We start from the raw sequence: 14,639 nt of genomic DNA, 5'->3' as shown, positions 1-14,639 counted from the left end.
CTGGATGCCAATCTGGAGGCGGCGGGCGCGAGGTGCACCCCACCGCAGAGTCTAACGGCCCCGGTACGATCCAGGGCCGGCGGCGGGAAATGTCCCGCCCGATAGTTGATACCAACGAAAAACCCCGCCGAAGCGGGGCTTTCGTCAGCGACCCCACGCCGTGGCGTGGGCGCCTGCGTACCGCTGAAGATCAGGCTTCGGCGACGACGCTGACGGTACGACGCTTCTTCGGGCCCTTGACCGAGAACTCCACCTTGCCGTCGACGAGCGCGAACAGGGTGTGGTCACGGCCGAGGCCAACGCCGGTACCCGGATGGAACTGGGTGCCGCGCTGACGCACGATGATGTTGCCGGCATCGATGGCCTGGCCACCGAAGATCTTGACGCCGAGGTACTTCGGGTTGGAGTCGCGACCGTTGCGCGATGAGCCTACGCCCTTCTTATGTGCCATGACTGCTTCTCCTTATTACTTGCTGCCACCGGCAATGCCGGTGATCTCGATTTCGGTGTAGTACTGACGGTGACCCTGGCGCTTCATGTGGTGCTTACGGCGACGGAACTTGATGATCCGGACCTTGTCGGCACGACCCTGGGACACGACCTTGGCAGTGACCGAAGCGCCGCTCAGCGCGTCGCCCAGCTTGATGCCATCGCTGTCACCCAGCATCAGGATGTTGTCGAACTTGATCTCGTTGCCGACTTCGACTTCGAGCTTTTCAACGCGGAGCGTTTCGCCCTGCGCCACGCGGTATTGCTTACCGCCGGTTACCAGTACTGCGTACATGACCAGACTTCCTCTGTAGTTATTGTGGTCTATGGACTGCCGCCATCGAGGGCGGACAGAAGCGGAATTTTAATGACTTCAACCACTTCGGGTCAACCCACCCCCTGCTCGGACCCGCATTTGGCTGAATACGGTTCAGGAAACCGGCCGGCGGGGTCTCAGGGAATGAGACATGGGGGTGGCAAAGTCCGCGATTGCCCCCAAATCCCAAGCTCGGTAGGCTGACCGATTGCCGTTTCCGATTGCCCCACCCGCTTGCCGGCTCCCTGAGCCGAAGCCCCACAACGGATCCCCCATGGCGATGGATTTCATCCGCATCCGCGGCGCGCGGACGCACAATCTCAAGAACATCGATCTCGACCTGCCCCGCGACAAGCTCATTGTCATCACCGGCCTGTCCGGCTCGGGCAAGTCCTCGTTGGCGTTCGACACCATTTACGCCGAAGGCCAGCGTCGTTACGTGGAGTCGCTGTCGGCCTATGCCCGCCAGTTCCTCAGCGTGATGGAAAAGCCGGACCTGGACCACATCGAGGGCCTGTCCCCGGCGATCTCGATCGAGCAGAAGTCGACCTCGCACAACCCGCGCTCGACCGTCGGCACGATCACCGAGATCTACGACTACCTGCGCCTGCTGTACGCCCGCGTCGGCAGCCCCCGCTGCCCGGACCACGGCTACCCGCTGGAAGCGCAGACCGTCAGCCAGATGGTCGACCACGTGCTGACCCTGGATGCCGAGCAGCGCTACATGCTGCTGGCCCCGGTGATCCGCGAGCGCAAGGGCGAGCATGCCCAGGTGTTCGACCAGCTGCGCGCGCAGGGCTATGTGCGCGTACGCGTGGACGGCCAGCTGCATGAAATCGATGCGGTGCCGCCGCTGGCGCTGCGCCAGAAGCACACCATCGAAGCGGTGATCGACCGCTTCCGTCCGCGTGAAGATATCAAGCAGCGCCTTGCGGAGAGCTTTGAAACCGCGCTGAAGCTGGGCGACGGCATGGTCTCGGTGCAGTCGCTGGATGTGGAGGATGCGCCTGCGCACCTGTTCTCCTCCAAGTACAGCTGCCCGGTCTGCGATTACTCGCTGCCGGAGCTGGAGCCGCGCCTGTTCTCGTTCAACTCGCCGGTCGGCGCCTGCCCGGGCTGCGATGGCCTGGGCATGGCCGAGTTCTTCGATCCCTCGCGCGTGGTGGTGCACCCGGAGCTGTCGCTCTCGGCCGGTGCCGTGCGCGGTTGGGACCGCCGCAATGCGTATTACTTCCAGCTGATCGCCTCGCTGGCCAAGCACTACAAGTTCGACACCGACGCCCCCTGGCAGAGCCTGCCCGAGGACGTGCGCCAGGCCGTGCTGTACGGCAGCGGTGAGGAGACGATCACCTTCACCTACTTCACCGAAGCCGGCGGCCGCACCCAGCGCAAGCATCGCTTCGAGGGCATCATTCCCAACCTCGAGCGCCGCTACAAAGAGACCGAATCCTCGGCGGTGCGCGAAGAGCTGGCCAAGTACATCAGCGAGCGCAACTGCCCCGAGTGCAACGGCCAGCGCCTGAACAAGGCCGCGCGCAATGTGTTCGTGGCCGACCGTGCGCTGCCCGAACTGGTGGTGATGCCGATCGACGATGCGCTGAAGTTCTTCAGCAGCATGACCCTGCCCGGCTGGCGCGGCGAGATCGCCGGCAAGATCGTCAAGGAGATCGGCGAACGGCTCGGCTTCCTGGTCGACGTCGGCCTGGATTACCTGACCCTGGAGCGCAAGGCCGACACTCTGTCCGGTGGCGAAGCCCAGCGCATCCGGCTGGCCTCGCAGATCGGTGCCGGCCTGGTCGGTGTGATGTACGTGCTGGATGAGCCGTCGATCGGCCTGCACCAGCGCGACAACGAGCGCCTGCTCGGCACCCTGACCCGCCTGCGCGACCTCGGCAACACGGTGATCGTGGTCGAGCATGACGAAGACGCGATCCGCCTGGCCGACTACGTGCTGGACATCGGTCCGGGCGCGGGCGTGCACGGCGGCGAGATCGTCGGCCAGGGCACGCTGCAGGACATCCTGGACGCCCCGCGTTCGCTGACCGGCCAGTACCTGTCGGGCAAGCGCGCCATCGAGATCCCGGCGCGCCGGCACAAGCCCAACCCGAAGATGACGCTGCACCTGCGCGGTGCCAGCGGCAACAACCTCAAGGGCGTGGACCTGGATATTCCGTCGGGTCTGCTGACCTGCATCACCGGCGTGTCCGGCTCGGGCAAGTCGACCCTGATCAACGACACCCTGTTCTCGCTGGCCGCCAACGAGATCAACGGCTCCTCGCACCCGATCGCCCCCTACAAGGAAGTGGACGGGCTGGATCTGTTCGACAAGGTGGTGGACATCGACCAGTCGCCGATTGGCCGCACCCCGCGCTCGAACCCGGCCACCTATACCGGCCTGTTCACGCCGCTGCGCGAGCTGTACGCGCAGGTGCCCGAAGCGCGTGCGCGGGGCTATTCGCCGGGCCGTTTCAGCTTCAACGTGCGCGGCGGCCGCTGCGAAGCGTGCCAGGGCGATGGCCTGATCAAGGTGGAAATGCACTTCCTGCCAGACGTTTACGTGCCTTGCGATGTCTGCCACGGCAAGCGCTACAACCGCGAAACGCTGGAGATCCTCTACAAGGGTTACAACATCAACGACGTGCTGCAGATGACCGTCGAAGATGCCCTGAAGCTGTTCGAGCCGGTGCCGAGCATCGCGCGCAAGCTGGAAACGCTGGTCGATGTGGGCCTGAGCTACATCAAGCTGGGCCAGAGCGCGACCACGCTGTCCGGCGGTGAAGCGCAGCGTGTGAAGCTGTCCAAGGAACTGTCGCGTCGGGATACCGGGCGCACGCTGTACATCCTGGATGAGCCGACCACCGGCCTGCACTTCCACGACATCGAAGCGCTGCTCGGCGTGCTGCACAAGCTGCGCGACGAAGGCAACACGGTGGTGGTGATCGAGCACAACCTGGACGTGATCAAGACCGCCGACTGGATCGTCGATCTCGGTCCGGAAGGCGGCCATCGCGGTGGGACCATCCTGGTCACCGGTACGCCCGAAGACGTGGCGGCCTGCCCGACCTCGTACACCGGCCAGTTCCTGGCCAAGATGCTGCCCTCTACCAGCGCGCGTCCGGAACAGCCGGCGGCCGTGGCCAACAAGCCCGACGCCCGCCCGCCGCGCAAGGCCAAGCCGGAACCGAAGAAGGCCGTGCGCAAGACCGCCGCGACCAAAGCCCCCAGCAAGACCAAGAAGAAGACCGCATGAGCAACGAGCACAAGATCCTCGCCCGCGTGCCGATCAGCGTCCGCTGGCGCGACATGGACAGCATGGGCCACGTGAACAACGCCAAGTACATCTCCTACCTGGAAGAAGCGCGCGTGCGCTGGATGCTGGGCGTGGAGGGCGTTTCGATGACCGACCGGATCGCACCGGTAGTGGCGGCGACCAACGTCAACTATCGCCTGCCGATCGTGTGGCCCAACGACATCGTGGTGGAGCTGTTCGTCGAGCGTCTCGGCAACAGCAGCGTGACCATCGGCCACCGCATCGTGGACGAGAAGAACGACAGCACGCTGTATTCGGATGGCAACGTGGTGGTGGTCTGGATGGACACCCAGACCGGCGAGAGCGCGCCGTTGCCCGAGGCGATCCGCACCGCGTCAAGCTGATGGGTTCTGCCGCGTCAAGCTGAAAGGTCGTGCCGGCCGCTGGCCGGCACGCCCGTTTCGCCTGCAAAGGAATGACATGTTTCACCAGACCGATATCCGCACGCTGCGGCCCGGGCTCACGCCCTTCCCCACCGACGTATTCACCGCCGACCAGCCGTGGCTGGCGCGACATCTGCTGCCACTGATCAGCATCGACCTGGGCGTATTGCGCCCGGCGCTGACCGGCACCATTGCCACGATGCTGTGCCCGATCGAACCGGATGAAGGCTGCATCGGCGAAGAGACCGCAGCGCACCACACCGAGTTCACCGGCACGAACTGGATCGCATTCGAGCTGACCGCCGATAACCGCATGCGATTCCTGGGGGAGGAAGGCTATTTCCTCGGCGATCAGGTGGCAGACAAACACGTCACCGAAATGACGGAGAGCTACGCCAAAGCGCATGCCTACTTCCAGTCGCATGGCCGCCTGGCCAGCTATTCGCGATACGGCGACGGCAGCGCAGGCGAGCAGGCCTATCTTGACGCGCTGGGCGGACAGGTGTCGAACGGCAACTGGGTTGAAACCGCGCCGATTCCGGCGGCGTTCGCGCTGACCTTCACCGCCGCCGCGTACGACCGGCATGCACCGGAGGATGCCGAGCGCGTCATCATCAGCCGCGACGGCAACCCGTTCTTCTCGGTCGCCGAAGTCGCCGGCTACAACTGGTGCGCGGCAGGCCCAGATGCCATCGTGATGCTGTACGAGCCACACAGCCGCACCGTGCTGTTTTCCTTCGACTGGTCGTAGACGGTCGTTCCCGGCTGCCCAGCGTTGCGATCCTCACTTCAACGCGCTGCGCACCTGCAACGTTCCATCCACCTTGCGCCCATCTTCCAGGCTCAGCCGCAATGGCAGCTGCGCGCCTTCCTTCAGCACCACCTCCGGCTGCATCAACATCAGATGCAGTCCGCCCGGTTTGAGCGCGACCGTTGCGCCTGCCGCGATCGGCAGGCGTTCCACCGCGCGCATGCGGCTGACGCCGTCGACCAGCGTGGTTTCGTGCAGCGAGACATCGCCGAACGCCTTGCTGCCGGCAGCGACCACCACCACCGCCTCGCGGCAGTCATTGCGGATCTGGCCGTAGCCGGCCGCCATCGGCATCGCGCCCGGCGGCAAACGTACCCAACCATCGCGCAGTGACACACAGACCGGCGCTGCGGCCACGGCTGATGTTGCGAACGCACACAGCCCCAACAATACGCACACGAATGGTTTGGTTATCATCGGCTTCGTTCCCTGTCCGCAACGAGACTGCAGCATGACGACGCTCATCGAGGTGATCAACCATGGCCCCATCCGCGAACTGCGGCTGGCCAGGCCACCGGTCAACGCGTTGGACACCGAGCTGTGCCGGCACCTGATCCACGCAATCAACCAGGCCATGTCCGATGACGTGCACGGCATCGTGCTGTCCGGCAGCGAGCGCATCTTCAGCGCCGGCATGGACGTGCCGCACCTGCTCGGCCACGGCGATGACAAACACAAGCTGCTGGACAGCTGGCAGGCCTTCTTCGGCGCCGTGCGCACCCTGGCCGAATGCCGCGTGCCGGTGGTTGCCGCCATGACCGGGCACGCCCCGGCCGGCGGCTGCGTGCTCGCGTTGTGCTGCGACTACCGGATCATCGCCCGCAGCCCCGATGCCGCCCATCCCACGGTGATCGGCCTGAACGAAGTGCAGGTCGGGCTGGTCGCGCCGGAGGGCATCCAGCGCCTGATGCGCCGCGTGGTCGGCCACCATCGGGCCACCACCCTGCTGGTCGGCGGCGAAATGGTGCCGGCCGAGCGTGCGCTGCAGATCGGGCTGGTCGATGAAGTGGTCGACGCCAATCTGGTGGTCGCCCGTGCCGTGGCCTGGCTGCAGGGCCTGCTCACGCTGCCGCGCCAGCCGATGCTGCTGACCCGCGCGATCGCCCGTGCCGATCTTCACGAGGCTCTGCACGCCGACCTGATCCAGCTGGATCGCTTCATCGAGGCCTGGTACGCCCCGGACGCCCAGCAGGCGCTGCAGGGGCTGGTGGCCAGGCTGGGCAAGGCCTGAAGCCCGGCAAACGCCAACGCCCCGGTAGTGCCGGCCATGGGCCGGCACTACCCTATAATTTGCGTTCGCCCACCCCAGGTTGCTTCCCTTGTCCGCCACGCACGAACCCGTCGTTTCCGAGCTGATCGACCTGCTCTCGCTCGAACGCCTGGAAGACAATCTGTTCCGCGGCCAGAGCCGCGATATCGGCACCAAGTACGTTTTTGGCGGCCAGGTGCTGGGCCAGGCGCTGTCGGCCGCCCAGAAGACGGTCGAGAACGGCCGTCACGTGCATTCGCTGCACGCCTACTTCCTGCGCGCCGGCAACATCGACCATCCGATCGTCTATGACGTGGATCGCACCCGCGATGGCGGCAGCTTCTCCGTGCGCCGGGTCACCGCGATCCAGCACGGCAAGGTGATCTTCTTCTGCGCCGCTTCGTTCCAGCAGGCCGAGACCGGTGCCGAGCACCAGCACAAGATGCCGGAAGTGCCGCAGCCGGAGGACATCGAGCCGAACCAGCCACTGCCGCAGGCCGTCCTGGATCGTCTGCCGATCAAGGTGCAGCGCTGGCTCTCGCGCGGCGGCCCGTTCGAGTTCCGCCATGTGTACCCGCGTGACGAACTCAACCCGCCCAAGCGCCCGCCGTACCACCAGGTCTGGCTGCGCCTGAACGAGACCGTCGGCGATGCCCCGGAGCTGCATCAGGCGCTGCTCGCCTACGCCTCGGATTTCCACCTGCTCGGCACCGCGACCTTCCCGCACGGCATCAGCTACTACCAGCCGCATGTGCAGATGGCCTCGCTGGACCATGCGATCTGGTTCCACCGCCCGTTCCGCGCCGACGATTGGCTGCTGTACTCGCTGGACAGCCCCAGCGCGCAGGATTCGCGTGGCCTGGCGCGTGGCCAGTTCTTCACCCGCAACGGCATCCTGGTCGCCAGTACCGCGCAGGAAGGCCTGATCCGCGTGGTCGACGACAGTGCCGCGGCCGCCGCCGTACCGGCCAAGGACTGACATGAGACAAATCTTCAACAGCCAGCGCGTAGAAACCGTCGAAGGCGTGGCCCAGCTGCTGCGCGACGCCGGCATCGAAGTGCGCATCACCAACGGACGCTCGTACCACAGCAAGCGCGGCAGCCAGTTCAGCTATCTGGACAAGGAAAAGGCCACTACCCACCCGACCCTGTGGGTGGTGCATGCCGATGACCAGCCGCGCGCCCGCGAGATCCTGCGCGATGCACGCCTGCTGGAAACCACCCGGCGCGACCACCCGACCGCGCAGTTCGCGTTCCGCGATGAGGTCGCCCAGAACGACGCACCACGCAACTGGGCCTGGCGCATCCGCATCGGCCTGCTGCTGGTGATCGCCGCCGTGGCGATGGTGGTGGTCATGCGCCACCGCGGCGCCCCGGTCGTGGCGCCCGCACCGGCACCGGCCGTGCAGCCGACGGCGTCGCCGACCCCACCGGCAGCCACCCCGCCGGAAGAAGAGGAAGTGCGGGTCCGGATCCAGCCCACCCAATAATGGGTAGTGCCGGCCGCTGGCCGGCTGCCCGGTCACATCCGGGGCCGGCACGCGTCATGATGGGACCATCCCCGGGGGAGGACATCATGACGACGCATCCGCTGACCATCACGCTCGAACGCGAGCTGCCTGCTGCCGCAGGCGGCTGCCAGCAGTCATATGGCCGCATCGTGCTGGCCTGCCAGAACACGGTCACCGCGATCGCACTGGCGATCACCCGTGACGTGCACGCCAGCGAGGACATCGCGCAGGAAGCCTTCATCAAGGCCTGGCAGCAGCTCAACCAGTTGCACAACCACGCCAGCTTCCTGCCGTGGCTGCGCCAGATCACCCGCAACCTCGCCCGTGACTGGCTGCGCGCCAACCGCGGCCGCCCGCTGTCCGGTGAGGCCGCCGAGATCGCCATCAACATGGCCGCCGACCCCAGCCCGAGTGCCCCGGATCATCTGCAACGGGTAGAGGAAGAACTGGCCGCCGAAGACATCATCTCGGCGCTGCCGGAAGACAGCCGCGAAACCCTGCTGCTCTATTACCGCGAAGGCCAGAGTTCGCAGCAGGTCGCAGATCTGCTCGGGCTCAGTGATGCCGCCGTGCGAAAGCGCCTGTCGCGTGCACGTGCCACCGTGCGTGAGGAGATGCTGCGTCGCTTCAGCGACTTTGCCCGCAGCAGCGCGCCGAGTGCCGCCTTCGCCACGACCGTCGTATCGATGGTGCTGGTCGCCGCCCCGGGCACGGCCAGTGCTGCGATCCTGCTGGGCACCGGACTGGGCACCGGCAAGCTCGGTCTGGGCGGTGCCAGTGTCTCCGGCGGTGCCGCAATGGGGTCATTGACGGCCGCGGCCAGCCAGACGAACGTGTTGCCGCCGGATCTCGCCTGGGGCGCGATCATCGGCAGCATGGTCGGCGGCGTGCTGGGCAGCTACCTGGGCGGCCGTTATCTGCTCTCGTATGCCGAGAACGAAAGTGAGCGCGCAGCGATCCGCAGGTTCGTCCACTACAGCACCTTCACTGCGATGCTGGTCTGCATGGGCGTATTCGCCCTGGGCTTCCTGCCCCTGGCCTGGTACTGGCCAGCCGTGGCGCTGGCGATCGGCCTGGGCGTCGTCAACTATCAGTGCCTGGTCCCGCTGCAGCGGATCATGGCGCCGATGATCGCGCGCGATGCGGCCCGCCATGGGCGCACCGGGGCGAACTGGAAATACCAGTCGTTGTACGGCCCCAAAGCGCTGTGGGTCATGAATCTGCTGGTGGTCGGCACCATCGTCTGGGCGATGTACAAGAACGGCCCCATCTGATGGACGAAAAGCGCCGGTCGATGACCGGCGCTTTTCTCGTGCAACCCCTTCGTACGGCTTACTTCGCGGCCGGTGCCTTCGGCGGCATCGGCGGCTTGCCGTCGCGATGCTTGCCATCGCGATGATCGCCACGCGGGCCACCGAACGGCCCCTTGGCAGCATCGAACTCGGCCTTGCTCAGCTGGCCATCCTTGTTGGTATCGGCCGCGGCAAACCAGGCATCACGATGCTGCTTCATGCGCAGCTCGCGGTCGGCCTTGTCCAGATAGCCATCCTTGTTGACGTCCATCTCATCGAAGCGCGCGGCCAGGCGCGGGTCGGCCTTGGCCTCCTCGCGGCTGATGCGGCCGTCCTTGTTGGTGTCCAGCTTGGCCATCCAGTCACCATGCCCACCCGGGCCACGCCCATGGCGCTTGCCGTGCCAGCGCGGCAGTTCCTCACGGGACAGCTTGCCGTCCTTGTTGGCATCCAGCGTGTCGAACTGCGCAGCCAGACGCGGCGACTTGGCCGCCTCGGTGCGGTCGATGAAGCCATCGCCATTGGTGTCCAGCTTGGCGCGGGCAGGCTTGTCGGCGGCGGCGGGGGTATCGGCGGCGACCGCCAGGCCGGCAGCACCGGTGGACAGCAGCAGGGCCAGCAGCAGGAGGGATTTGCGGTTGCGCATGGGTAACTCCGGTTCGTAAGGGAAACTGCGTGCGGTGCGTGGCACCCACACCGGTAACAACGCGTGGACGCGGGAGGCGTTGACAGCCCGGCCGGCCATGTTCATGTGGCAGACAGTCGCGCCGGCTGCGACGGCACGGGGCTATGCTGTAGGCATGGCAATACACGGCGACCGCGACGACGAGCTGCGACTGTTCCAGACCGGTGACCACCCCTGTGGCTACTGGCCGGAACGGGCCGCGCGCGATCTGGTGCTCGACCCCAACGACCCGCGCCTGGGCACGCTGTACCCGATGGCGCTGGGCTGGGGCTTCCGTCGTTCCGGTGATCTGGTCTACCGCCCGCACTGCGCGGACTGCCACGCCTGCGTGGCCGTGCGCATCCCCGTGGCCCGCTTCGCACCGGACCGCAGCCAGCGCCGCTGCCTGGCCCGCAATGCCGATCTGGAAGTGCGTATCGTCGCGGCCGAACAGACCGAAGAGCAGTTCGCGCTGTACCACCGTTACCTGTCCCACCGGCACGCGCAGGGCGGCATGGACGAGCACGGCCCGCACGAGTTCGACCAGTTCCTGATCGGGCGCTGGTCGCAGGGGCGTTTCATCGAAATCCGCGCCCCGGGCGAGGACGGCCATCGCGGCCCGCTGCTCGGGGTCGCCGTGACCGATGTGACCCCGCAAGGACTCTCGGCGGTCTACACCTTCTTCGATCCGGACCAGGCCCATCGCGGCCTGGGCACCTTCGCGATCCTGCAGCAGATCGCCTGGGCCCAGCGCGGGCAGCTGCCGCACCTGTACCTGGGCTACTGGATCCGCGACCACCGCAAGATGGACTACAAGCGCCGGTTCCGCCCGCTGGAGGCCTATGACGGCCGCCGCTGGCACGCCTTCGATGACGAATTGGACGGCCGCTGACGCATCACTGACACCGCGCCGGGTGCAAAATAGGCGGATGAAAGCCCATCCCCTGATCCTTGCCCTGGCCCTGCTCTGCGGCGCCTGCGCCCAGACCCCTGCCAAGACCGCCGCCATGCCGGATACCGCCTCCGCACCGCTGCGGATCGCCACCTACAACACCTCCCTGTACAGCGACGAGACCGGCGGGCTGATCGCCGAGCTCGAAGGCGACAGCGAACACGCGCGCAAGATTGCCGCCGTCCTGCAGCAGGTCCGCCCGGATCTGGTCCTGCTCAACGAGTTCGATTACGACGACGCCCATCGCGCCGCTGATCTCTTCCAGAAGCGCTACCTGGAAGCCGCCCAGCCGGGCGGCGGTGAACCGCTGCATTACGCCTATCGCTACCTCGCCCCGGTCAACACCGGCGTGCAGAGCGGACTGGACCTGGACAACAACGGCGAGATCGGTGGCGAAGGCCGCGCCCGTGGCAACGATGCCTGGGGCTACGGCCTGCACCCGGGCCAGTACGGCATGCTGGTGCTGTCGCGCTACCCGATCGATGAAGCCAAGGTCCGCAGTTTCCAGCTGCTGAAGTGGAGCACGATGCCCGGCGCCCTGCGCCCGATCGACCCGCGCACCGGGAAATCCTTCTACAACGACCACGTCTGGTCGCAGCTGCGCCTGTCCTCCAAATCGCATTGGGACGTGCCGGTGACCACCCCGAGCGGCACCGTGCACGCCCTGGTCTCGCACCCGACCCCACCGGTCTTCGACGGCCCGGAGAAGCGCAACGCCGCCCGCAACCACGACGAACTGCGCCTGTGGCAGGACTACCTCAAGGACCGCGACACCTCATGGCTCTGCGATGACCGCGGCCACTGCGGCGGCCTCGCGCAGGACGCGCGCTTCGTCATCCTCGGCGACCTCAACAACGACCCGGTCGACGGCGACGGCCGCCATGAGGCCATCCTCGAACTGATCGAAAACCCCCGCGTCCTGCGCTACCCCACCCCGCGCAGCGTCGGCGCCGAGCAGACCAGCCTGGCCTACGCCGAGAAAGGCATCACCCGCAAAGGCGCGCCCTTCCATGCCACCGGCGACTTCGGCCCGAAATCCGGCACCATGCGCCTGGACTACGTCCTGCCCTCGGTCGGCTTCAACTACATCGGCAGCGGCGTGTTCTGGCCGTCCAATGACACCCCGGAAGCAAAAATCGCCGACGGCAGCGATCACCACCTCGTATGGGTCGACCTGAAGTAAGACCCGCGTCGCTCTCAACGAAAAAACGGCGAGCCAAGGCTCGCCGTTTGTTTGTCCTGCCATTTTCTGCCCCGCCGTTGGATCCGCCTAACCGACCCTCCGCGAAGAGGTGATCGGGCAGCCCGATGAAGGACCGTGTGCGGCATGGATGCCGCACTACGAGCCCCCAGGGATGGGTTTACGGCGTGTCCTGCATCGGGCTGCCCGATCGCCTCACACCGACAGCAACCAAGGCGCCAGCTTCGGCTTCTGCGTCGGCCAAACCCGGCTCAAGACCGCAACTCGATCCCGATAGCCTCAGCCGCCTCACGCGCAATCTTCCGCGCAGCATCGATATCCGCACCGCGCGCCAACGTCACCCCCACCCGGCGATGCCCATGCACGCTCGGCTTGCCGAACAACCGCAGCGCCGAATCCGGCTGCACCAGCGCCGCGGCCACATTGCTGAAGAACGGCACCCCCTCGCCGTGCGCCAGCAGCGCACACGACGCCGACGGACCACTCTGGCGGATCACCGGAATCGGCAGCCCCAGGATCGCCCGCGCATGCAGCGCGAACTCGCTCAACTCCTGCGAAGCCAACGTCACCAGGCCCGTGTCGTGCGGACGCGGCGACACCTCGCTGAACCACACCTCGTCGCCCTTCACGAACAACTCGACCCCGAACAGCCCCCAGCCGCCCAGTTCGTCGGTGATCGCCTGCGAAATCTCCTCCGCCCGTGCCAGCGCGCGCGGCGACATCGGCTGCGGCTGCCAGCTCTCGCGGTAGTCACCGTCTTTCTGCCAGTGCCCGATCGGCGCACAGAACGAGGTCCCGCCCGCATGACGCACGGTCAGCAGCGTGATTTCGTACTCGAAATCGATGAAGCCCTCCACGATGCAGCGCCCGGCACCGGCGCGGCCACCGGTCTGCGCATACTCCCAGGCCGGCGCGATGTCGGCGTCCTGGCGCAGCGTGCTCTGGCCCTTGCCCGAGGAGGACATCACCGGCTTGACCACGCACGGCAGCCCGATCGCAGCGACCGCCGCACGGTACTCGGCGTCGGTATCAACGAAACGGTACGGTGAGGTCGGCAGGCTCAGCGTCTCCGCGGCGAGCCGGCGGATGCCTTCACGGTCCATGGTCAGGCGTGCGGCACGCGCGGTGGGCACCACACGCAGGCCCTGTTCCTGTTCCAGCTGGACGAGCGTTTCGGTATGGATCGCCTCGATCTCCGGCACCACCAGATGCGGCTTCTCCAGTGCGATCAGCGCGCGCAGCGCCATCGCGTCGAGCATGTCGATCACGTGCGAGCGGTGCGCCACCTGCATTGCCGGCGCGTCGGCATAGCGGTCGGCGGCGATCACCTCCACCCCCAGCCGCTGCAGTTCGATGGCGACCTCCTTGCCAAGTTCACCGGACCCCAGCAGCAGCACACGGGTGGCGGAAGGAGACAGCGGCGTACCGAGCGTGGACATGGCGGTGTTCCGGGCAACAGGGGCGGGAGGGCATTTTAGCCGCTGCGCCCCCTCCATGACCGGCCTTCCCGGCACTTGCGGACTGATATCAATTTGATATCTTCCAATCAACTACCCAAGGACGCCCCGCCATGAAAGAGAAGTCGATCCGCTCGCTGTCCGGCCTGCCCTTCCTGCTGCTGGTGCTGGCCCTGACCGCGGTGGCGGTGTGGATGTTCGTGGTCGGGGTGGACAAGGGCAACCGCAACCCGGCGCTGATCATCGGCAGCCTCCTGCTGGCCACCACCGCCCTGCTCAGCCTGGTCGGCCTGTATACGGTGCAGCCCAACCAGGCCGTGGTCGTCAGCCTGTTCGGCAAGTACGTCGGCACCGTCAAGGAGAACGGCCTGCGCTGGAACAACCCGTTCTTCACCAAGGTCAAGGTGAGCCAGCGCGTGCGCAACTTCGAGAGCGGCAAGCTCAAGGTCAACGAGCTGGACGGCAGCCCGATCGAGATCGCCGCGGTGATCGTGTGGCAGGTGGTGGATGCTTCCGAAGCTGTCTACAACGTGGATGACTACGAGAGCTTCGTGCACATCCAGTCCGAATCGGCGCTGCGCGCGATGGCGACCAGCTATCCGTATGACCAGCACGAAGAAGGCCAGCTGTCGCTGCGCAGCCATGCCGCCGAGATCTCCCAGCACCTCAAGGACGAGCTGGCCGAGCGCCTGGCCGATGCCGGCGTGCAGGTGATCGATGCGCGCATCAGCCACCTCGCCTATGCCCCGGAAATCGCCCAGGCCATGCTGCAGCGCCAGCAGGCGAACGCCGTCATCGCTGCACGCACGCGGATCGTCGCTGGTGCGGTCGGCATGGTCGAAATGGCCTTGGCCGAACTGCAGAAGAACGGCGTGGTCCAGCTCGATGAAGAGCGCAAGGCGCACATGGTGAGCAACCTGCTGACTGTGCTGTGTTCGGACCGTGGCACCCAGCCGGTGGTCAACGCCGGTTCGCTGTATTGATGCACCAGCGTGCCGACCCAG

At 66.4% G+C, this 14,639-nt stretch carries 15 protein-coding genes; 10 read left to right on the top strand and 5 right to left on the bottom strand.

Translation table 11 applies throughout. The annotated features are described in order from the left end of the window. Positions 1-190: 190 nt before the first annotated feature. Positions 191-451: a 50S ribosomal protein L27 gene (gene rpmA, locus ACWV8V_RS01700; protein WP_019184517.1), complete on the bottom strand. Its 261-nt coding sequence runs from the start codon at positions 449-451 to the stop codon at positions 191-193. A 15-nt stretch (positions 452-466) separates the two neighbouring features. Beyond that, positions 467-784 (bottom strand): 50S ribosomal protein L21, encoded by a 318-nt coding sequence (rplU, locus tag ACWV8V_RS01695; RefSeq protein WP_019184518.1) that lies wholly within the window; start codon positions 782-784, stop codon positions 467-469. A gap of 295 nt (positions 785-1,079) precedes the next feature. Here rplU and uvrA point away from each other — a divergent pair, with 295 nt between their 5' ends. The 3 genes from uvrA (at position 1,080) to ACWV8V_RS01680 (ending at position 5,249) form a co-directional block, all read left to right on the top strand. Then, positions 1,080-4,055, top strand: a complete 2,976-nt coding sequence (gene uvrA, locus ACWV8V_RS01690; protein ID WP_259261362.1) for an excinuclease ABC subunit UvrA — start codon at positions 1,080-1,082, stop codon at positions 4,053-4,055. Continuing rightward, a complete protein-coding gene (locus ACWV8V_RS01685) occupies positions 4,052-4,459 on the top strand; it encodes an acyl-CoA thioesterase (protein WP_455898779.1) in 408 nt (135 codons plus the stop codon). The genes uvrA and ACWV8V_RS01685 overlap by 4 nt, the downstream gene beginning before the upstream one ends. A 76-nt stretch (positions 4,460-4,535) precedes the next feature. Beyond that, entirely contained in the window at positions 4,536-5,249 is a 714-nt protein-coding gene (locus tag ACWV8V_RS01680; protein ID WP_259261361.1) for an enolase, read from the top strand. 33 nt (positions 5,250-5,282) lie between these two features. Here the strand turns inward: ACWV8V_RS01680 and ACWV8V_RS01675 are convergent, their stop codons facing one another. Then, positions 5,283-5,726, bottom strand: coding sequence for a copper chaperone PCu(A)C (locus ACWV8V_RS01675; RefSeq protein WP_455898778.1), 444 nt, complete (start codon positions 5,724-5,726; stop codon positions 5,283-5,285). Positions 5,727-5,760: 34 nt separating this feature from the next. Here ACWV8V_RS01675 and ACWV8V_RS01670 point away from each other — a divergent pair, with 34 nt between their 5' ends. The 4 genes from ACWV8V_RS01670 to ACWV8V_RS01655 all read left to right on the top strand — a co-directional run bounded on the left by ACWV8V_RS01670 (position 5,761) and on the right by ACWV8V_RS01655 (position 9,343). After that, the gene (locus ACWV8V_RS01670) at positions 5,761-6,540 is read left to right on the top strand and encodes an enoyl-CoA hydratase/isomerase family protein (RefSeq protein WP_455898777.1); all 780 of its coding nucleotides are present in this window, start codon (positions 5,761-5,763) and stop codon (positions 6,538-6,540) included. An 88-nt stretch (positions 6,541-6,628) separates the two neighbouring features. Continuing rightward, the gene (gene tesB, locus ACWV8V_RS01665) at positions 6,629-7,537 is read left to right on the top strand and encodes an acyl-CoA thioesterase II (protein ID WP_088432131.1); all 909 of its coding nucleotides are present in this window, start codon (positions 6,629-6,631) and stop codon (positions 7,535-7,537) included. A gap of 1 nt (position 7,538) precedes the next feature. Beyond that, complete coding sequence (locus tag ACWV8V_RS01660; protein WP_259261359.1) at positions 7,539-8,048, top strand: DUF2007 domain-containing protein; 510 nt, start codon at positions 7,539-7,541, stop codon at positions 8,046-8,048. 86 nt (positions 8,049-8,134) lie between these two features. Continuing rightward, the gene (locus tag ACWV8V_RS01655) at positions 8,135-9,343 is read left to right on the top strand and encodes a sigma-70 family RNA polymerase sigma factor (protein ID WP_455898776.1); all 1,209 of its coding nucleotides are present in this window, start codon (positions 8,135-8,137) and stop codon (positions 9,341-9,343) included. A gap of 58 nt (positions 9,344-9,401) precedes the next feature. Here ACWV8V_RS01655 and ACWV8V_RS01650 read toward each other — a convergent pair whose 3' ends face one another. Continuing rightward, positions 9,402-10,007, bottom strand: coding sequence for an EF-hand domain-containing protein (locus tag ACWV8V_RS01650; RefSeq protein WP_455898775.1), 606 nt, complete (start codon positions 10,005-10,007; stop codon positions 9,402-9,404). Positions 10,008-10,161: 154 nt separating this feature from the next. Here ACWV8V_RS01650 and ACWV8V_RS01645 point away from each other — a divergent pair, with 154 nt between their 5' ends. Continuing rightward, complete coding sequence (locus tag ACWV8V_RS01645; protein ID WP_259261356.1) at positions 10,162-10,917, top strand: arginyltransferase; 756 nt, start codon at positions 10,162-10,164, stop codon at positions 10,915-10,917. 37 nt (positions 10,918-10,954) lie between these two features. Then, positions 10,955-12,160 (top strand): endonuclease/exonuclease/phosphatase family protein, encoded by a 1,206-nt coding sequence (locus ACWV8V_RS01640; protein WP_455898774.1) that lies wholly within the window; start codon positions 10,955-10,957, stop codon positions 12,158-12,160. 269 nt (positions 12,161-12,429) lie between these two features. Here ACWV8V_RS01640 and purT read toward each other — a convergent pair whose 3' ends face one another. After that, the gene (gene purT, locus ACWV8V_RS01635; RefSeq protein WP_455898773.1) at positions 12,430-13,617 is read right to left on the bottom strand and encodes a formate-dependent phosphoribosylglycinamide formyltransferase; all 1,188 of its coding nucleotides are present in this window, start codon (positions 13,615-13,617) and stop codon (positions 12,430-12,432) included. Positions 13,618-13,748: 131 nt separating this feature from the next. Between purT and ACWV8V_RS01630 the strand changes: the two genes are divergently transcribed. Further along, on the top strand, positions 13,749-14,618 hold the full coding sequence (locus tag ACWV8V_RS01630; RefSeq protein ID WP_346468885.1) for an SPFH domain-containing protein: 870 nt from the start codon (positions 13,749-13,751) through the stop codon (positions 14,616-14,618). The last annotated feature ends 21 nt before the right edge of the window (positions 14,619-14,639 follow it).

The sequence above is a fragment of the Stenotrophomonas sp. Ker107b genome (assembly GCF_053847245.1).
The sequence above is the reverse complement of the archived record's forward strand: the minus strand, read 5'-3'. Positions and strand labels throughout refer to the sequence as shown.